Origin of the sequence: Rhizobium sp. Leaf453 (assembly GCF_001425605.1) — a bacterium.
GTDB lineage: Bacteria > Pseudomonadota > Alphaproteobacteria > Rhizobiales > Rhizobiaceae > Pararhizobium.
In genome coordinates this window covers 56,335-75,938 of record NZ_LMRG01000007.1, presented here as the reverse complement: position 1 = coordinate 75,938, position 19,604 = coordinate 56,335, and the positions used below count along the sequence as shown (strand labels likewise).

Genomic DNA, 19,604 nt, shown 5'->3' with positions numbered 1-19,604 from the left:
TTGCGCCGGACGCAGTTTCTATTCCGTTGAACAGAAGCCGATAAGCTGTCCCAAACGCATCGAGCCGAGCGCTGCAGAATCAGCGCTCGGCTCGATGCAACCTGAACAGCCTTGATCCGTACACTTTAAGCGGCACGACCCCGCTTCGTGTCGAGATGCGCCGAGTTTGCCTGGCCTGTGGGAAAGGACGAGCCGTCGCGTTGAGTCTGGCGGCGATTGAGCTTGAACAGATGGACGAGTTCGGCCAGTGCGTCGGCACCGTGCTCAAGAGTCGCGCTGATCTCTGCCGTGCGTTCGCTCATCGCCGCGTTTTCCTGCGTCATCCGATCGAGTTCATTGACGGCCTTGCTGATTTCGCGCAAGCCGACAGTCTGCTCCTGTGCGGCCGTTGCGATGGCGTTGACGTTCTCGTCGATCGCCTTGACCAGCGTTTCGATCTCCTGGAGCGCCGTGCCGGTCCTGCCGACCAGCCGGACACCGTCGAGGACACGCTCGCCGGAATTGCTGATGAGCGTCTTGATCTCCTTGGCCGCCGTCGCCGAACGCTGCGCCAGTTCACGAACCTCCTGGGCAACGACGGCAAATCCCTTGCCGGCTTCCCCTGCCCGCGCCGCCTCGACCCCGGCGTTCAGTGCCAACAGGTTCGTCTGGAAGGCGATCTCGTCGATGACGCCAATGATCTGGCTGATCTCCTGCGAGGCGACCTCGATGCTGTTCATCGCGGCCACCGTTTCCTGGACAACCGCTGTCGAAGTGGTTGTCGAAGTACGCGCCGTCTGGACCAGTTTGCGTGTCGCCTCGGTGTTATCCGTCGATGACTTCACCGTCGCGGTGATTTCGTCGAGCGCCGCCGAGGTTTCCTCAAGAGCTGCCGCCTGCTGCTGCGAGCGCTCCGACAGTTGCAGGGAAGCCTGACGCATATCCTGGCTGCTCTGTGTCAGGTCGCCGGTCTGGCCCAGCACGTTGGTGAGCGTTTTCTGGAATTCACCGATCGAGGCGTTGAAGTCGAGCCGCAACCGTTCGAACTCGCCGACGAAGGGATGGTCGAGCGTGATTCGGATGTTGCACTGGGACAGACGCTCGAGGGCAGCACCGAGTTCCTCGACGGCATGCATGCGCTCGGTTACGTCGGTTGCAAACTTGACGACCTTGAAGACAGTGCCCTTGTCGTCGAGGATGGGATTGTAGGAGGCCTGGATGAATACGCGTTTGCCGCCCTTGCCGAGCCGCATGAACTGATCCGTGACGAATTTGCCGTTGCGCAGGTCCTTCCAGAAGGCCTGATATTCCGGTGAATTGGCATAGCCGGGCTCGCAGAACATCGCATGATGCTTGCCGACAATTTCCTCGATCGTGTAGCCAAGAACCGACAGAAAATTCTCATTGGCCTGAAGAATGCGCCCATCCGGGGTGAATTCGATGACAGCCTGCGCGCGCGACAGGGCTGCGAGCTTGCCGTTATCCTCGGCGCTCTTTGCCTTGGCCGCAGTGATGTCCGTTGCGATCTTGATAACCTTGTAAGGCTTGCCGCGACGGAAAACCGGATTGTAGGAAGCCTCGATCCAGATTTCCCTGCCGCCCTTGCCGACACGCTTGTACTGGCGCTGGTCGTATTCGCCCTTGGCAAGCCTTGCCCAGAAGGACTTGTATTCTTCGCTTGTCACATGCTCCGGCAGCACGAACATGCTGTGGTGGCGGCCGATGATCTCGGAGGCTTCGTAGCCGACAGCTTTGCAGAAATTCTCGTTGGCGCTCAGGATCTTTCCGGTCAGATCGAATTCGATGATTGCCTGTGAGCGGCCGAGCGCTGAGAGAACGGCTTTCGCGTCAAAGCCAAATTGAGGGAGGGTCGGCATACGGAAGTCATCCTTGCGTTCGTCGTTTCATATCCAGGGCCGGGAGATACCCTGTTGGGATCGCCGCAGGTTCGTCCGCGCAGTCCCTTCAAATCGAAGATGCAATCACAAGGTTAAATAGCCTTTAAGCATAAACTCATGTTTTTCATTGAGTGTTTTTGATAACGACACCGCCGGTTGCGGCTCGACGACGATCAACATCGCAGCGCCAAAACCGCGCAAAAGATAAGTTTTGCGCGGCATTTATGATTGCGGAAAAGAAGGGCCGAATCAGGGGCGCTCGGCCAGCGCCAGCAAGCCGTCATAGAGGGCTGTCGCCAAAGGATCGGCGTCGGGCGCCTGCTGATTCAGCCTGAACGTCGTCGCGACCAGCTTGCCCCGACCAAGCCGCTTCTCGATGATGAAGGCGGCGGGCTTGTGAACCCAGCCGATGACGACACCGGCGTGGACGCGCCCCTGGAACTCCCATGGCCGGAAGCCACTCATGACCTGCAGCGGCACGACATCGGTAAACGACAGATCGAACAACGGGCCACCGGGCACATGAGCGAAAACGCCGTCGCGCCTGAGCCAGGAGAAATTGCCGACCCAGTCGCCGCGCCAGATCGATTTGTGGCGGTTGACGAGATTGTAGCCGGGAAAGCTGAAATAGGGGCCGGACGTCATGCCCCCTGCCCCCGGATCGATTTCGATCGACATCGGACCGTCACGCGGCGACGTATCATCCCGCAAGCGCCCCGGTTCCTTGGCGACGATCTGCAGGATGCGCTCGCCGGAATGGATCGCTTCGACTCGCTCGGCGTCGAGATCATGCGTCACGAACACATCGGCCTCACTGCGAGCGACACTGATGTGACCAAGCACAGTCAGGCGCTGCGAAAGATTCTCGTCATCAGACGCGAATCGGACGGGCTGCAGGGAATCACGTTTGCCGTAGACGGCGATGTTTTCGGAATTGCCTGACAACACGGTGCCATCGGGCGCGAGAAGGCTAAAACCCGCCTTGCGGATTTCAGACGAGGCCGCCGCTTTTGTAGCAGAGGTGACAGCGATGTCATGAGCCTGCATTGGCCCGATGGCGGGCAGGCTAATGTCGCCCTTCTCATCCCCCATTTCCCAGACAAGCCGGCTCCCTTTAGGCACGGTCGCGCCACCTGTCGAGAGTTTGATATCGAACCGCACCTCCTCACCGCCATAGACTGAATGGCGGGCGGCACCGGGCGCGATCACGATATCGGAATTGACGGCCGGCAGCGCCTGCGCGAACGGCCGGGGATTGCGAGCCATGTCCATCAGGCCGTTACCTTCCCAATGGACGTCGGTGAATTCAGTGATGACATAGCCGCCGATCGGCGCATGGCTGCGGATGACCTCGAGCTCATACTTGAGGTTCATGTACTGATACCACTGCACCTGCTCGATGAACTGGCCAACGGTGCCGAACACCTGCCCCAGGCCAAGCTCGCGGAACCGCGCCTCGATGCCCTGCGGCAGGGCCGTGCCATCCGCCCAGGTCGCGCCATAGGGCATCCACCAGGGATCACGACCGGCTTCATCGCGAAGCCGCGCGGGATCGGGCAAGCCCCAGACGCCGAACTCGGAGAGAATCAGCGGCTCCTTGCGGGTCCGGACGGCTTCCTTCTCCGTCGAGAACGTCCAGTCGGCATTATCGGCGAATTCCCGGCAGAGCGTGTCCCACTCCTCGCGGCGATCCACTGCGGTGCGATAGAAGTGATAGTCGTTGATATCCGTCTTGACGTGGACATTCGGGAAGCACGCGGAATTATCGACGACGAGGCGCAACGGGTCTTCCGCCTTGAGCCAGTCGACCATGTTGGAAATCCACTGGCGCTGCTCGGCCGCCTCACGTAGCCGTGTCCCCCAGTCTTCGTTGATCAGCGTCCAGATAACGATCGACGGATGGTTGCGGTCACGGGCAAGAATGCCTTCCATCGTCGTGCGCAGCCGCTCGGCGGATTTTGCGGTGAAGGTCTCGATATTGGGGATCTCGGTCCAGATCAGCATGCCCAGACGGTCGGCGACCTCGTAATAGCGCGGGTCCGGAACCTTGATGTGGCAACGCAGGCAGTTCAGCCCCATCGCCTTGCCTTTTAGGAGCTGGTCTTCCAGCAGTTCGAGCGAGGGCGGCGCGCCAAAACCGTCGGGATAATAATCCTGGTCAAGTGCTGCGCGCAGATAGAGCGGCTGGCCATTGAGGTGCAGGAAGCCGTCCTTGGCCTCGAAACGGCGGAACCCGAATGTCTCCTGGCGGCTGTCGGTCTCGTGCGCATCGGAAACCAGAGTTGCGCGGATCGAATAGAGGTTCGGGCTGTCCGGCGACCATGCCTTCACTGTTTCGAACTGAATGGAATGTTCAAGTTTTGCGCCGGTGACAGGCACCGTGCCGGAAAAGACGGGCGTATCGCCGGGTCCCGTGATTTCGATCCGCAAGGTGCCTGTGACAGCAGTTGCAAAGCCGGCCTTCACATACAGCCGGCCTTCGGGCCAGATCGGATCGAGCCGAAGCGACGAAATATGCCGTAGATCCCGCGCCTCCAGCCTCACCGACTGCCAGATGCCGCCCTGCGGACCATACCAGCTCTGCTTGCCGTGGGGGATTTCGGCGAAATCGGTATCGTGCTCGTTGCGAAGCGCATCCGGCAGGATGGCGACGACCTCGATCGTGTTGTCCGCCCCGAGCAGGCCGGCAGGAATCACGAATTCAAAGGGAAGGTAACCGCCGTCATGGCGACCAAGCTCAGTGCCGTTGACGGAAACGATGGCGAAATCGCTGACTGCGCCGAAGCAGAGGGCGACTTCCCGGTCGTTCCAGCCGGCCGGCAGGGTAAAATTCCGGCGATAGGTCGCGGTACCGAAGCTGACGGCGAGGTCCTCGAAGCAGGATTGCCAGTGCGCCGGTACTTTCGCTTCCCGCCACGTCCCGTCGCTTTCATGGCGAAACTGCCAGAGGCCATCGAGAGAATGCGCTGCGCGAAGCGGCGTGCTGGAAGTGGCTGACGTGCGGGAATGCGCATTCATCGGATCGTCCTTGGATCGGTTCGTATGGGAGCGGTTCGTATGGATCAATTGGGCAATATTTCAGGGTCCGGGATACGCGCCGCCAAGCGCGTATCCCGGTGGGAGGCCAGCCCCGAGGGGCTGGGTGGAGGTCTTAGCGATTGCGACGCAAAATGCGCTCGACGCCGGCCTGCATGGCATCGACCGCCGTCTGCGGATCGGTGCCGGTCAGCCACATGGCGTTGAGGTCTGTGGTCATCGCGTTATAAACGGCACGCTGGTTCTGGATCTGCGGCAGCGCCGTGGCATTCTTGGTCGTGTCGGCAAACTCCGCGCGGTGCGGCAGCGCCTTGAACTCTTCCGAATTCAGGACCGACTGACGGACCGAAAGGTGACCGGTGCGCGACCACTGGAAATTGTTGTCGTTGAGGAACTTCAGGAACGCCAATGCAGCCTCGGTCTTCTCGGCGCTGCGGCCGTCATCCTTCGGGATCACCCACATATGGCTGTCAGCCCAGACAGCTGGCTTGGAATAAATCTGCGGGACATTGGCGACACGGTAGTCCTTGAGCGCCACCTTGCCGCTCTTGGCTTGTGTGTCGTAGTTGTCGACACCCCAGGTGCCGTTGATCAGGATGCCGGTTTCACCATTCAGGAACGCCTGTTCGGAACCGGGATAGTCGAGCGCCGAGTTGACGAGGCCTTCGGAATAGAGCGACGAGATCAACTTGGCGGCATTCAGGCCTTCCGGCGTGCTGATGCTGGCGGTCTTGCCGTCGGCGGACAGGACGTCGACGCCCTGCTGCCAGGTCAGCGTATCGAAGACGCGAACCATCATGCCTTCGGAACTCTGCGATTCCGAGCCGATGTAATACTTACCGGTGACTTCCTTGAACTTCTTGCCCTGCTCGAGCAGTTCCTCGGGCGACTTCGGCAGGATCGGCGAACCATCGGCATTAACGAGACCGGCCTTCTTCATCAGGTCCATATTGACGTGGAACAACAAGGCATGAAGGTCGTAGGGGAGCGCGTAGACCTCGCCCTTGGCGGAAGCATTCTTCAATGCCGCCGGCACGAAATCGGCTGTGTCGATGCCCAGATCGGCCATCGGCTTCGTCAGCGGGGTCAAGAGATCACGATCGGAAAAGTTCGGCATGACCGAGGCATGCATGACGGCGACATCAGGGATATTGCCAGTGGAATAGGTCGCGGTCAGAAGGTCATAATAAGCACCCCAATCCACCGTCTGGGTGACGACCTTGGCGCCGATCGTGTTTTCGGCGTTGAACTTGTTGGTCAGCGCCGTGATGATGCCGCACTCGCCATTGGCCTTGGCCATATCCGTCACATCGCCGAACTCGGTCTTGCAATCGCCGAAGAAGCGGAAGAACGAAATATCGACGGCGTGGGCGGAACCTCCCCAGAGCGTGGTCATCAGAGCCGTGGCAAGGGCCAGGCGTTGCAACGTTTTCGTCTTGTGCATCATATCCTCCTTGTCGATGCGGGTATTCTCATGCCGTCCCGGCTTGCCGCCGGGGCGTCGTCGTCTACTTGCCGGCACTCATCGCGACGCCCGCCACGATGAAACGCTGGAAGATCAGAAAGAGAAGAACGATGGGCAGGCTGGCGAAGACCGCCGATGCCATGACCGCGCCGAGCCCCTCGGAGAAGGCGAAATTGCTCTGGATCGAGGCAAGGCCGACCGTCACCGTGTACATGTCGGCCTTGGTCGCCGAGACGAGCGGCCAGAGAAAGTCGTTCCAGGCGAAGATGAAGGTGAACAGGCCAAGCGTCGTCACCGCCGGAACAGACAGCGGCAGCATGATCTTCAGGAAGATCGTCAGCCGCGAGGCATGATCGATGGCGGCTGCCTCCTCGAGTTCCTTCGGAACGCTGCGGAAGAACTGCATCATCAGGAACACGCCGATCGGCACCGCCACGCGTGGCATGACCAGCGCGAAATGCGTATTGTGCAGTCCCCAGCCCGACACCATTGTGTGCAGCGGGATGAACACCGCCTGCTCCGGCACCATCAGGCCGGCAACCATCAGCAGGAACAGCGTCTTCTTGAAAGGGAATTCCAGCCGGGCGAAGGCGTAGCCCGCCATGGACGAGACGACGAGCACCAGGCAGGTCATGGTCACCGAGACGATCAGGCTGTGCATCAGCCAGCGCGGCACGGTATCGAGCTTCAGAAGCCCGATATAATTGTCGAGCGTGAACGGCACCGGCAGGAAACCCGCTGTCGATCGCATCAGCTCGGCATTCGGCTTCAGGGACATGGCGACCACCCAGATGACGGGCAGAAGCCAAAGGATCGCGAAGGCGACGGTTGCCCCGAGGATCAGGAGATCGGTGACGCGGCGCAGGCCGCTTGTGCGTGCGCTTGCCATCACTCGTCTCCCTTCCGGCCGAGCCAGAGCTGCAGCATGGTGAAACCGAGCATCAGGAGGAAGAGACCGAAGGACATGGCCGTCGCGTAACCCACCTGCCAGTCGCGGAAGCTCGTTTCATAGATGTACTGAACCAGAGTGCGCGTCCGGTTGGCCGGCCCGCCCTGCGTCATCAGGTGCGCCTGACCGAAAATCTGGAACTGGCCGACGATCTGCAGCACCAACACCAAGAGAACCGTGTGCCGGATCGAGGGCAGCGTTATGCGTCTCAGCACGGTGAACCGGCTGGCGTGGTCGAGTTCCGCCGCTTCATACAGTTCACCGGGAATCTGGCTGAGTGCCGCGAGGAACAGGGCCATCGGCAGGCCGACGCCCCACCAGAGGGTGGTGAGCGCGATCGACGGCATGGCGAGCGTGGGATGGCCGAGAAAATTGACCGGCTTCATGCCGATGAAATGGAAGAACGGCACCAGCAGCCCATTGTCGGCAGACAGCACCATCGACCAGACCAGCGTCACCACCGAGACCGAAAACACGCTCGACATGAAGAAGATGGAGCGGAGCACGCCTTTTAGCCGCCCCTGCCCGAACACGGCGAGCGCCAGGACCAGTGCCAAGGCTGTCATGGTCGGCACGGTCATGGCGACGAAAGTCAGCGTATTACCGACGGCCTTCCAGAAGATCGTATCGGTCCAAAGATCCTCGTAGTTCAGAAAGCCGATATATTCGCGGTAGCTACCGGCAAGTTCCCAGTCATGCAAACTGATCCACAGCCCCTTGAAGAGGGGATAGACGAGAAAGGTGATGTAGATCAGGCCGAAGGGAGCTAGGAAGAGATAAGCGGCAAGCGCGTCGCGCCTGCGGGCGGCGATCAGGCTGTTGGCGCTCATGCCCCGCCTCCCGAATGCAGGGTGATCGACAGCTTTTCGGCATTGAAGACATGGCGCGTGCCGTTGCCTATGGAGAAACGGCCGACCGATCCGATCGCCGGTGCCGTACCACCGCGCAATTCGGAGACAATCGACGTCCCATCCGCGAGCGTCGCGTAGACCAGTTGCATCGAGCCCAGTTGCTCGACGACATCGACGGTGCCGCTCAACGCGCCCTCGTCGGCGGGAGACAGGATTTCCGGTCGGAGACCGAGCGTCACCTTGTCACCGACGTTGGCGGAGCCTACGCGAACCTTCGCCATCAGCCTTGCGTCACCCGGGCAAACCAATTCGACAGTCTCACCATCGACGGTAGAGACGGTCGCCGGGATCAGGTTGATGCGCGGTGCGCCGAGAAAGCCTGCGACGAAGGCATTGGCCGGCCGCTCGTAAAGTTCGATCGGCGCACCGACCTGCTCGATCTGCCCTGCCCTCAGCACCACGATGCGATCGGCCATGGTCATGGCCTCCGTTTGGTCGTGGGTGACATAGATCATGGTGGCGCCGAGGCGGTGATGCAGCTTGGCGATCTCGGTGCGCATGGAAACACGTAGCGCAGCGTCGAGATTGGAGAGCGGCTCATCGAACAGGAAGACATCCGGCTCCCGCATGATGGCGCGACCGATGGCGACGCGCTGACGCTGGCCGCCGGACAAGGCGCGCGGCTTGCGATCAAGGTAGGGTTCGAGTTGCAGAATGCCGGCCGCCTTGTCGATCCGCGCCGTGATTTCTGCCCTGGGCGTACCGATATTCTTCAGGCCGAACGCCATGTTTTCGCGCGCTGTCATGTGGGGATAGAGCGCATAGTTCTGGAAGACCATGGCGACGCCGCGGTCGCGGGCGGCCATTTCATTGACGCGGTTGCCGCCGATCAGCACGTCGCCGCCGGTAATGCCCTCGAAACCAGCGATCATCCGCAAGAGCGTGGACTTGCCGCAGCCGGACGGCCCGACAAAGACGACGAACTCGCCGTCATTAATGGTCAGCGACACGTCACGAATGACATTCACCGCACCATAGTTCTTCGACACTCCTGCGAGCGATACCCCTGCCATGCACTCCTCCCAGAGTGATTAGTTATAAATTACCAATTATAACTAAAATTATTAGCGCGCAAGTCCTCATCCGGGCTTTTACGTTCACAAAACTTCGTGCTAATCGGAAAACCCAGTCTTCCAAGGGGTTCGCGTGTTGAAGAAGCCGACCATGTCCGACATCGCCACCGCCTGCGGCGTCTCGCAGGCAACGGTGTCGCTCGTCCTCAACAATGCGCCGGGGACGCGGATATCGGCGACGACGCGCGAGGCCGTACTGAACGCTGCCGCGAAAATGGGCTACAGCACGCCGGCCCGCCATATCGACCGGCGGCCGCTTCTGGCCATGATCATCAACGAGGTGACGAGTTCACCGCATGTCGCCGGCCTGATCGACGGCGCCGCGGAAGCGGCAAACGAACTGGGATATCTTCTTTCGGTGATGCCGACCGCTGCGGACGAAGAGGCGGAACAATCGGCCTTAGAGAACCTAGCGACATTGTCGGTCGCCGGCGTCATCTACGCGCGACTGATCACACAGCAGGTCACACCGCCACCGCAACTGGGTGATCGCCCCACCGTGCTCTTGAACTGCTATGCCATCGACAAGCCGCTGCCAAGCGTCGTGCCCGGTGATTTGTCGGCGGTTATGAACGCGACTCTTTCGCTGATCGAAGCCGGACATACGCGCATCGCCTATATCGGCGGCGAGGATTCCATCGAGGCCTCGCGTGAGCGCATCAAGGGCTATCGCCGGGCGCTGACGATGCACGACATTCCGGTGGACAATCACCTCATCATCAAGGGACGCTGGACCATCCAGGGCGGATATGCCGCCTTCAAGCGGCTGCAGACGCTGGAAGAACCGCCGACGGCGATCTGCTGTTTCTGCGACCGGATCGCCATGGGCGTCTATGAGGCAGCGAAGGAAGTGGGTCTAAAAATCCCGCAGGATCTGTCCGTGATCGGCTTCGACAACGAATCCTATTCCGGCGACATGCTGCCGCCGCTGACCACCATGCAGTTGCCCCACGCCGACATGGCGCGCTATGCCGTCGAAAAGCTCGCGGAAATCATCGCCGCACCGCGCGCGCGGCACGACAATCACAAGATGAAGCTGGAATGCGAGATGATCGTGCGCCAGTCGGTCGGGCCGCTGAAGGTTCGCCAGACGCCATAGCCTTGCGGATCGGCGAGTCGAGAGTCGTGTTGACGACGGCCATTGCCTCTTGCCATTCGGCCGCCACATCGCCATGTGATGCAGGCGAAAAAAAGTGCCTGCTTATCGACCGGAACAGGGGACAGACATGAGACTTGCAATTTTGGCCGTAATCCTTGTTGCTTCCGGCCTTGCCGCCTGTTCCATCCCCGAAATCGAGCCCATTCCGGGCAGCATCACCTACAAGGGCCAGCCCACTACGAAGCTGGTCAAGGCGCCGGCGGGCAGCACCTTTCATCACCGCCTGAACGACGAATACGGCCGCCCGGCCGAGGAAACCTACATCATCCAGCCCGACCGGACTTTGAGGCTGGTGCGCCGCGAGCAGATCGTTGATCCGAACTGAGCGGGAAGGATCAGACGTCTTCCTTTTCGCGGACATCTTCCTTCTTCCGGACCGGCGCCGCGCGTTTCGGCTCTTCCGGAGCCGTCGGAATAACGGACTTCTCTCCCTTCGGCGTCGGCACCAGCAGGCTCTTTAAGGCCGATAGCCGGTCTCTCAGAAGTGGCCGAAAGCGTGTAGCGCGATACGGCATGTCTGCTGCGCCATAGCCTTCCGGACCATCGTCATTGCCGCGATGGATTTCCGCCAGCTTGACGCCGATGAATTCGCCGTCGATGTAGTGCTTGTAAGGCCCTACCCAGCGGATCGTGTAAACTTGGCCTTTGCGGATTCCCTGGTCGATCGAGACATGTTTGAACTTGTCGTCGATACAGACGACCTTTTGTCCGACATGGAAATTGTACATCAGTCAAACCTCTGGGCAGCAGTCTCCGCCTTGCGGAGACCGGCAAATTCGATAACATCAGATAGCGGTCTTGCCGCCGGTATTGCAACCGGCAAACACGGGTGCCGGACATCTGGCAGCGGCCAATCGGCCTCACTGCCCCTGATACTGTTCCTCGGTCACCTGCTCCAGCCAATCGACCGCCTTGCCATCAAGCGCTTCCTGAATGGCGATATGGGTCATGGCCGTAGTCGGCGAAGCGCCGTGCCAGTGCTTTTCGCCCGGCGGAAACCAGACGACATCACCGGCGCGGATTTCGCGGATCGGACCTCCCCAGCTCTGCGCCAATCCGCAACCGGATGTGATGATCAGGGTCTGGCCGAGCGGATGTGTATGCCAGGCCGTCCGCGCTCCCGGCTCGAAGGTCACGGACACGCTGCGAAGACGGGCGGGTTCCGGCGCATCGAAGATCGGATCCTGGCGAACCCTGCCGGTGAAATAATCGGCAGGCGGGCGAAGCGACGAGCGGGATCCGCAGGCTTTGATTTCCATGGTTCTGGCTCCTTGGCATGGCGGCAATAGCTGCCGAGGCAGCAACTCGATTGGAAAACACAACATAGCGGGATGCCGGCGAATGTCTCGTCCTGACGTGACTCGATTTCGCGGCGGCCAACCCGACTATAACGTATGGATGGTCACATCCGGGCAAGCCTGACGGGCGATGTCACAGAGATGCTGGTGATGGGTCAGGTAGATCACCTGCCCGACACGCGCCATGTCCGCCATCAGCGAGAAGGCATGCCCGGCACGGCCGTCGTCGAAGGTCTCCATGATGTCATCGGCGATGAAAGGCAGGGATTCGCGGGTTGCGGCGATCTCATGATACCCGGCCATGCGCAGTGCCAGATAAAGCTGGAAGCGCGTGCCTTTCGAAAGGTCGCGTGCCAGTTTCGATCCGCCGGCTGCAGCATTGGCGATCAGGAATTCCTCGCCTTTCTCCGCCTGCGTCGCCAGTCCACTATATTCGCCGCCGCTAATGACGCTGAAGGCCGTGGATGCCCGGCGCATCATGGCGCTGCGATGGCGCTCGCGATAAAGACGCAGCGCCGTTTCGCCGGCCAGAATGCCCATGCGCAGCCGCAGATACGCGGTCGCCCGCTCCTCGATTTCGGCCAAGACGGTACGGCGCTTCTCGTCGATATGAGCCGCCGCATCCCCCCCGCCGATCGCCGCCAGCGCCTTTTCGGCATCCCGACGCTCGCCATTCAGTTCGTCCGCCTCGCGGTCTGCCTCCTCCAGCCGTGACTGCAGCGCCGCCATGTCCAGCTTCAGTCCATCCGTATCGACGGCGCTGAGCAGCATTTCGGCCTCGTCCGCACGCTCGACACCAAGGCGACCGGCAAGATCGGCCTCGGTTTCGGTGATCCGTTCCCGCAGCCGCTCGCGCGCCTTTGCCGTCTCCAGATGGGAAGCAACCTCCAGCAACGTGTTGCATCCGAACAGGTCGAGCATGCCGCGCTTCTGCGCCTCATGACGTTCGCGCGCGTCGATCAAGGCCCGGCTCTCCGACAGGCGCGCATTTCTTTCCTGGGAGAGGCGCTCGAACAGCGTCTCCTGCCTTTCGGCCCGGAGCAGACGTTCGCGGATCGACTGGAAGGTCGCCAGAGGATCGTCAATTGGAGCCAAGTCCAACTGCACAGCAAGTTTTTCGACACCGGATGCGAAAGCCGCCTGATCCCTGCGCATGCCCTCAATGCGATGGTCAAGGTCAGCCTGACGCTGGATCAGCTTGTCCAAATCCTGCAGCACCGCCAGAACCGGACCGATTTCCTGCGGCGACACTGCCGCGCCCTCGCCTGCAGCCAACCATGTGCCGCTGACCGCATCGTTCCATCGCAGGGTCCAGTTGTCCATATCCGCCCGGGCCGATGTCCATGCGGCGCTTCGTGCGCGCAGCGCCTTTTCTGAGCGTTCGACTGCCTCAGCCGCCGCAGCGCGCGCGCGATGACCCGATTGAAACTCCTCGGTGATCCGGCTGGCAAAGGCGACCGCATCGTCCAGTCGCGGCGGCATGGTTTCCGTCACGCCGCTGGTTGCCAGAACTCCGGCCAACCTCTCCAGCGCTTTCTCCTCGTCCGCGACGGCGAGACGCATGTCCTGCTGCACGGTGCGAAGCTGGGTGCGAACCTCCAGCGCCGCCGTGCGCCGAGCGAGCCAAGCGACAAGCTGATTGAGCTTCGTCTCTTCAGGTAGACCGCATCGGACGGCGGCGGTCGAGATATCGCTCCTGAGTTCAGCAATCTCGGCCATGACGGCCTCATGCTGCTTTCGATGCGCCGAAAGCCGGCCGTTCCGCTCGGCGATGGAGAGCGACAGCCCCCTCGACTGCGCAAGATCCTGCGATCGCGCCAACCGCAAAGCCGCTGCCTCGTCGTCTTTTCTCAGCAAAGTCTCGAAAACCCGCGCAGACTCACCATCGAGTTTTTCAACGTGTTGCTGCCAGGCGCCTTCGCGTTCCTTCCGCAGCGTCAGCGCGGCGTCATCTGCAGCGAAACCACCAGTCCGCGTCAGCTCTTCCAGCTTTGCCTCGTCGGCGGCAACCAGCGCAACGTCTTCGGCAATCCGGTCATCGAGCCGCTTCAACTGTTCCGACAGGGCCGACCGCCGTGTCGTCCACTCTGCGATCTCGGTTTCATCAGGGATAGCAAGCGCAGCGAGACGATCCGCGTCGGCTGCGAATGGTGCCAAGCCAGCGAGTTTGTCGGTAAGCTGGTCATTCAGGATCAATAGCTGCCGCCTGGCCGCCTGCTGGCGCAACAGGCAGTCATTCTGCCGAAGGTGTTGCAACACATTCGCCAGCAAGGCTGGATCGGCCACGCCGTCTGTAACGATCAGTGTGCCCTGCATTCGGACAGCCTCGCCGCTCTCCTCCTCCGCCCGTGCCTTTTCCTGAGCGGCAGCCTGCAGGCGTTCTTGAAGGGCGGAATGTTGCTGTGTCAATTCTTGAAGGCGGCCAGCCACCGCTGCAGGAAGAATAAGAGTCGCAGCATCGGAAACATCCGCGCGATCGAGCCGCTCCAGACGCGCCGTAATATCGGCAGCAATTTTCGCCCGCTCGTCGAGACGGGTCGGCATGTCGCGGGCGGCCGTCCGGTGACGGGCTTCGAGTTCGGATCGTTCAAGATCGCGGATATCGTCGATAAGGCCGATCACCACACCGTCCCGCTCGACGCTGGCAAGTTCGCTCGCCCTGCGCTCGATATCGGCCTGCAACTGGCCAAGCCTTGCCTCGATGTCCGTCTCATCCCGCAGCAATTGCGGCAGCAAGCCGTGCCAGACGACCGGCGGCTCCGGCAGGTCCGCGAAGGCGGCAAGATCGGAGCGCAGGCTCCGCAGTCTGGCCAGAAGCGGCAAGCCATCGATGCGGCTGCGGGTCTGATCGAAGGACACGCGTAGTTCGGCACGCGTTTTGACCGCCGCCTCATGGCGCTCGGTCGCCACATCCCGCGTCTTGCGCAGACCGGCAAATTCGCGGGCATTGACGTCGATCGCGGCCTTTTCATCCTTCAAAGCATCAAGCTCGGCCTTCAGTTCCGACAGCCGGTGCTTGCGGCCCTGCGACTTGTAGAAGGCGTCGGCCTTTGCCTTGAGGCCCGACAGGATCGCGGCACTGTCCGGAAGGCCTGAACTTGCAGAAAACAGAAGGGCACCGAGCTCCCCCTCGCTCTTCAGGATGCTTTCGCCGCCCTTCTCGATGCTGTCGTCATCGAGCGAGAACATCATCTGGTAGGTGGCGCGGTCGATAGAGCCGAGCGCTGCGGAAAAGAGATTGTCCGGCAAGGCCTGCTCATCGGCGTCCAGCAGCGAATTCTGGTTGCGTTTCACCCGTGAGACGATATTCACCCTGCCCCCGGTCTCGATGGCGCCGCCGATCCGCATCGTCGCATAGGGATGCAGGAAGCCGTAACTGCTCAGCCGTTCGATGCCGAACAGCAGGTCGAGGAAAGCCGAAAACAGCGTCGACTTACCGGCCTCGTTCGGCCCGTAGACGAGGTGGAAATCGGGGCTGCCGGTGCGTGCTTCGCCGAAATCCAGGCTGCGGCCGGTGAACTTGCCATAACGCACGAGATCAAGACGGCTGAGACGCATCAGCGATCCGCCTCCACGTCGCCGCCATGCAGATAGGCGAGGATATCGTCGCTGCCGGCACGCGCCATCGATTCTGCCAGCACCTCGGCAGCCTGTTCATCACCGGCCAGGCTGTCGCGCAGGTCACGCGGCAATCGCAGCAGTAATTCGTCCATGATAACGGCGGTTTCCTGACGAAAGGCGTGCGAGGTCAGGACGTCCGTACGGATCAAACTGGCCAGTTCCTCGACGGGGTCGGGACCGGAGAGCGCGGCATTCGTCTCGATCCCGCTGCATTCGATGTCGATCTTCTCGATCCAGCAGCCATTGAGGCCGGCGGCAAGATTGCTCAATTCCGCCAGCAGGAAATCGGGATCGCGCCGAAGCTTCCAGGCAAGGAGTGTTGCCCCCGTGAGCCTCAGACGAACGATCAGATGGTCCCCGACCGCTTCGCTCCGCAACGAGGTCAAGCTGTGACCTACTGCATCAAGCATCTGCCGCCAATCCTCGATACCGACGAGATCAACGTTCAGGCGCTCGAAGACCGCCTGCCCGATTGCATGTTCGACTGGGGTCAGGACGCCATCGTCGCCCACCGTCACCAGTGTCACGGTCTTCGGACCAGCCTCGTTGATATCGCGCCCCTGCGGCATGCCGGGCATGACGATCAGCGGGCTCTGTGAGTGTACCTGCCTGAGATGCACATGGCCGAGCGCCCAATAATCGAAACCATGACTCGCCAGATCGGCCGCACTGGTCGGCGCATAGGGATCGTGGCCGGGCGTGCCGGCGAGGCTCGTGTGCAGCATGCCGATATTGACGGCATCAGAGACCGGAGCCTGGAACGACGGCAGAAGGCTGTCAGGCGCATGCGGATGGGCGAAGCTGATTCCGTGGATATGCACCGCACGGCCATCCGGCAGATGTTTCGCAAGAACGGATTTTGCCCGGCCGGAAAAGACATGGACATTGTCCGGGAAGGTCAGTTCTCGCGTCATCGTCGATTGCGAATCGTGGTTGCCGCGAATGATGAACACCCGAATGCCGGCCGTCTCCAATCGGCGCATCTCGGCCGCAAGGAAAAGGGCCGTGTTCATCGATGTCTGCGAACCATCATAGAGGTCACCGGCGATGAGCAGTGCGTCGACACTCTCCGCAATGCACAGATCGATGATCCGTGTCAGCGCCGTGCGGGTCGCGCCGCGTACCAGGTCTGCAAGCTCGGCATTTTTCAAGGCGAGGCTTCGCAGCGGTGAATCGAGATGGAGGTCGGCGGTGTGGACAAAGCGGAACGGCATGCCCGACCATGGCCCTTGGTTTGGGCCTCCGTCAATGCTGGAGAAGCCCTAACCCCATCTCTATTTCCACGTGGCGATTTCAGGTTTTGCAGTGCGGGATTTCGCTATTCGAAATATTACATCAGAACAAATGCAGTCGGTACTTGACAATGGCAGCGCTAACATCGCCATTTGACAGCGAAGCACGGAATATCCATATAAAACCCATGAAATCCACATTCGAAGTCTCGGACAAGCTCTTTGAGCTCTATCATCGCGTTCACCGCCTCATCAACGAGTCGATGACCGAGGAAGGCGTGTCCCTGGCGCGCAGCAAGTTTCTGTTTTTTTTGAGCAAACTCGGTCCCTGTCGGTCCACCGATATTGCCGGCGCCTTGAATTTCGCGCCGCGCACGGTCACCGAAGCCATCGACGGGCTGGAGCGGGACAAGCTGGTCGTGCGCAAGCCAGATCCGGAGGATCGCCGCGCCAAGATCGTCTCGATCACGGATGTCGGCCGCGTCGTTCTCGAAGCCGCCGAACATCCCCGCAAGCAGTTAATCGAGGAAATCTTCTCGGCGCTGGACGATCAGCAGTTGGACCAGATGCACGACATCGTCAGCCGGCTGGTGGCGAAGGCCGAAGAAATCCGCAAGCGGAAAGAAGACAGTACGGAAGACGCCGCCGCTGAATAGGCTCCTCTTAGTATCCCCATAAATAGAAAAGGCCGGGACATCATGTCCCGGCCTTTTCCGTTCCGATACTTTCACGCTTACATCGCGTTCATCGTACCGATCGAGAAGAACAGGGTTTCGCCCGAGGAATCATCGACGCCGTCATTGTCGGTGACGACATAGCCGTTGCCGGCGGCATCGACCGTGAAGCCTTCGACCTTGTCGACGACGTAGCCACCGAGCGCCTTGAGTTCCGGCAGCAGGTCGCGGACTTCTTCCTTCTTGACGACAGGCAGTTCGCCGCCGAGCTTGGCCGGCTTCAGGTCGGCGAGAGCGACGCGGTAGATCTTCTTGAGCTTGGCAGCGGAGCCGATCAGGTTGTCGCGCTCGATGATATAGGCGTAGTCGCCGTGAGCGGTGATTTCGGAGAGACCGACCCAGCCGCTTTCCGTCTTTTCAAGCGGGTAGCGTACTGCGCCCCATTCTTCGGAAGACGGCTTGTAGGAGACGAGTTTGACGAAGCCCTTCTCGTCGTCACCCCATTCGCGCTGAACGGCCATCCAGAGCACCTTGTCGTCACCTTCGCCGACACTGGTGATGCCTTCGAAGCCGAAACGCTTGTCGTGGGCGCGCAGTTCGGCGGGAATGGCGATTTCCTTCTCGATCTCGCCCTTCTCGTTGACATGGATGATGCCATGGCCGACGAGCTTGTCGGCGTCGCCTTCATTGGCGAGCCAGTAACCGCCTTCGCCATCCGGCGTCACGCCTTCGCTGTCGAGTTTCTGAGCCGCTGCACCATTGCGGGTGATCCGCAGCGCATCGACGATTTTCGCCGGCTTCTGCGTGGCGTCGATTGTGAAGATCGTCGGCTGCGAAGCATAGAAGCTATCGTTGACGGCAACGAGCATGCCCGGCTTGTCCTTGATCGGGGCAAGACCCGAGAGAGCCCCGAAACCGATCAGTTCGCCGTCCTTTTCGGTGGAGACGATCTGCGGATAGGCCGGCGTACCTTCGGCGCGCTCATAGAGCATGACATGCGAGCGGGCGCCGCCGTCTTCGCCGAGGTCAGCCGCATTGGCCGTTGCGAGCAGATTGCGACCCGGAATAGCAACCGCGCCTTCCGGCGAGATGCCCGAGGGCAGAAGCTGGAGGAGTTCAGGCTCAGCGCCGGTGTCCTTGTAGACGCCGACAATCGAGGCGCGCTCGGAAAGCACGAAGAACAGGTTGTCGTCGCCGAACTTCGCGGCTTCCAGACCTTCCGGCTCAATGCCCTTCTTGTTGCGCTTGTCGGGATAGTGACCAATCTTGGCGATCTCACGCTCAAGAGCTGCGCCGTTTTCGTAAACGACCTTGCCGGTCTTGTCGAAGATGGTGAAGCCGCGCGCGCCGCCCTTCCAATCGCCTTCGTTGGCGACGACGAGGCGGTTGTCGTCCAGCCATTTCACTGCGTCGGGCTCGCGGGGAACATCCTTCATTTCGCCGGTAAACTTCAGCGCGCCGTCCTTCTTGGTATCGACGCCTTCGAGGTTGACCGTGCCGGCGGAGAAATGGGACTTCACGGTGCCGGTCTTACCGTCGATGATGACGATATAGTTGTTTTCCTGCAGCGTCAGGGCAACTTCGTCCAGGCTGTTGAAAGACACGAATTCCGGCTCCGGATCGTCGCCTGCAACGTCGGCAAGGCCCGTCAGCGTCACATGCTTGATCGAGCCGCAATCGACGACACCGTCCTTCAGCGACAGCAGCACAAGATCACCGGCCGGCATCTGCGGGATGTCGCCGTCATTGACCTCTTCATCACGCTCGTTCTCGATGGCGATCGCGGCAATGGTCTTGTCCTTGTTCAGGGCAATCGAATCCGGCTGGCCGCCGAGATCGCACGTCGTATCGACGGTCTTCGAGGCCAGATCGACCTGGGCGAGGATACCCGACGGCTTGACGAAGCTTTCGCGGGTATTGACGGCCACAAGCGCCTTGCCGGCGGCGACGGCAACCGAAGTCGGTTCGCCATCGAAGGATACCGCGCCACCAGCCTTCGGCGCCTTCGCATCGGAAATATCGATCAGGCCGATCGCCTTGTTCGGGCTGTCGGAATAGACGAGCATATTGCCGTCTTCCGTGGCGGCGATGATTTCAGCCGACGTGGTAGCCTTCTTGTCGGCATCGGCCGGCAGGTTGTCGGCAACGGCGAAGGACGCAATGCGATTGAAGACCGGTTCGGCTGCGGCCGGAAAAGCGACGGAGGTCAGGAGTGCTGCGGTCAGCAGGGTCCTGTGCGAAAAAGTCATGGTCAAATCCTCGTTCAGCGCGGGGTTAAAGCAGACGCTTTCTGAGGGAGCCTCATGACA

15 protein-coding genes are annotated in these 19,604 nt (G+C 60.9%); 3 read left to right on the top strand and 12 right to left on the bottom strand.

Annotated features, from left to right (window positions below; all coding sequences use genetic code 11):
* Positions 1-125 precede the first annotated feature (125 nt).
* The 7 genes from ASG68_RS10630 to ASG68_RS10605 form a co-directional block, all read right to left on the bottom strand.
* Complete coding sequence (locus tag ASG68_RS10630; RefSeq protein ID WP_062576385.1) at positions 126-1,856, bottom strand: methyl-accepting chemotaxis protein; 1,731 nt, start codon at positions 1,854-1,856, stop codon at positions 126-128.
* 105 nt (positions 1,857-1,961) lie between these two features.
* A complete protein-coding gene (locus tag ASG68_RS31330) occupies positions 1,962-2,099 on the bottom strand; it encodes a hypothetical protein (protein WP_156373872.1) in 138 nt (45 codons plus the stop codon).
* Between the two features lie 27 nt (positions 2,100-2,126).
* Positions 2,127-4,895: a glycoside hydrolase family 2 protein gene (locus ASG68_RS10625; protein ID WP_062576669.1), complete on the bottom strand. Its 2,769-nt coding sequence runs from the start codon at positions 4,893-4,895 to the stop codon at positions 2,127-2,129.
* Between the two features lie 133 nt (positions 4,896-5,028).
* A complete protein-coding gene (locus ASG68_RS10620) occupies positions 5,029-6,357 on the bottom strand; it encodes an extracellular solute-binding protein (protein WP_062576667.1) in 1,329 nt (442 codons plus the stop codon).
* A 64-nt stretch (positions 6,358-6,421) separates the two neighbouring features.
* On the bottom strand, positions 6,422-7,267 hold the full coding sequence (locus tag ASG68_RS10615; RefSeq protein WP_062576384.1) for a carbohydrate ABC transporter permease: 846 nt from the start codon (positions 7,265-7,267) through the stop codon (positions 6,422-6,424).
* Complete coding sequence (locus ASG68_RS10610) at positions 7,267-8,157, bottom strand: carbohydrate ABC transporter permease (protein WP_062576383.1); 891 nt, start codon at positions 8,155-8,157, stop codon at positions 7,267-7,269. The genes ASG68_RS10615 and ASG68_RS10610 overlap by 1 nt, the downstream gene beginning before the upstream one ends.
* Positions 8,154-9,251: an ABC transporter ATP-binding protein gene (locus ASG68_RS10605; protein WP_062576382.1), complete on the bottom strand. Its 1,098-nt coding sequence runs from the start codon at positions 9,249-9,251 to the stop codon at positions 8,154-8,156. Before ASG68_RS10605 ends, ASG68_RS10610 begins: the two co-directional genes overlap by 4 nt.
* 151 nt (positions 9,252-9,402) lie before the next feature.
* Between ASG68_RS10605 and ASG68_RS10600 the strand changes: the two genes are divergently transcribed.
* Positions 9,403-10,410 (top strand): LacI family DNA-binding transcriptional regulator, encoded by a 1,008-nt coding sequence (locus tag ASG68_RS10600; protein ID WP_244484194.1) that lies wholly within the window; start codon positions 9,403-9,405, stop codon positions 10,408-10,410.
* Positions 10,411-10,537: 127 nt separating this feature from the next.
* Entirely contained in the window at positions 10,538-10,795 is a 258-nt protein-coding gene (locus tag ASG68_RS10595) for a hypothetical protein (protein WP_062576380.1), read from the top strand.
* Positions 10,796-10,805: 10 nt separating this feature from the next.
* Here ASG68_RS10595 and ASG68_RS10590 read toward each other — a convergent pair whose 3' ends face one another.
* The 4 genes from ASG68_RS10590 to ASG68_RS10575 form a co-directional block, all read right to left on the bottom strand.
* Entirely contained in the window at positions 10,806-11,201 is a 396-nt protein-coding gene (locus tag ASG68_RS10590) for a hypothetical protein (protein ID WP_062576379.1), read from the bottom strand.
* 129 nt (positions 11,202-11,330) lie between these two features.
* The gene (locus ASG68_RS10585) at positions 11,331-11,729 is read right to left on the bottom strand and encodes a cupin domain-containing protein (RefSeq protein ID WP_062576378.1); all 399 of its coding nucleotides are present in this window, start codon (positions 11,727-11,729) and stop codon (positions 11,331-11,333) included.
* A gap of 126 nt (positions 11,730-11,855) precedes the next feature.
* Positions 11,856-15,326 carry an AAA family ATPase gene (locus tag ASG68_RS10580; RefSeq protein WP_062603293.1) on the bottom strand — a complete coding sequence of 1,157 codons (3,471 nt, stop codon included), beginning with the start codon at positions 15,324-15,326 and terminating at the stop codon, positions 11,856-11,858.
* Positions 15,326-16,603, bottom strand: a complete 1,278-nt coding sequence (locus ASG68_RS10575) for a metallophosphoesterase family protein (protein ID WP_062576376.1) — start codon at positions 16,601-16,603, stop codon at positions 15,326-15,328. The genes ASG68_RS10580 and ASG68_RS10575 overlap by 1 nt, the downstream gene beginning before the upstream one ends.
* A gap of 206 nt (positions 16,604-16,809) precedes the next feature.
* Here ASG68_RS10575 and ASG68_RS10570 point away from each other — a divergent pair, with 206 nt between their 5' ends.
* Positions 16,810-17,277 carry a MarR family winged helix-turn-helix transcriptional regulator gene (locus tag ASG68_RS10570; RefSeq protein WP_062576375.1) on the top strand — a complete coding sequence of 156 codons (468 nt, stop codon included), beginning with the start codon at positions 16,810-16,812 and terminating at the stop codon, positions 17,275-17,277.
* 77 nt (positions 17,278-17,354) lie between these two features.
* On the opposite strand, the gene ASG68_RS10565 is transcribed toward ASG68_RS10570, so the two are convergent.
* A complete protein-coding gene (locus tag ASG68_RS10565; protein WP_062609713.1) occupies positions 17,355-19,544 on the bottom strand; it encodes an esterase-like activity of phytase family protein in 2,190 nt (729 codons plus the stop codon).
* Positions 19,545-19,604 lie beyond the last annotated feature (60 nt).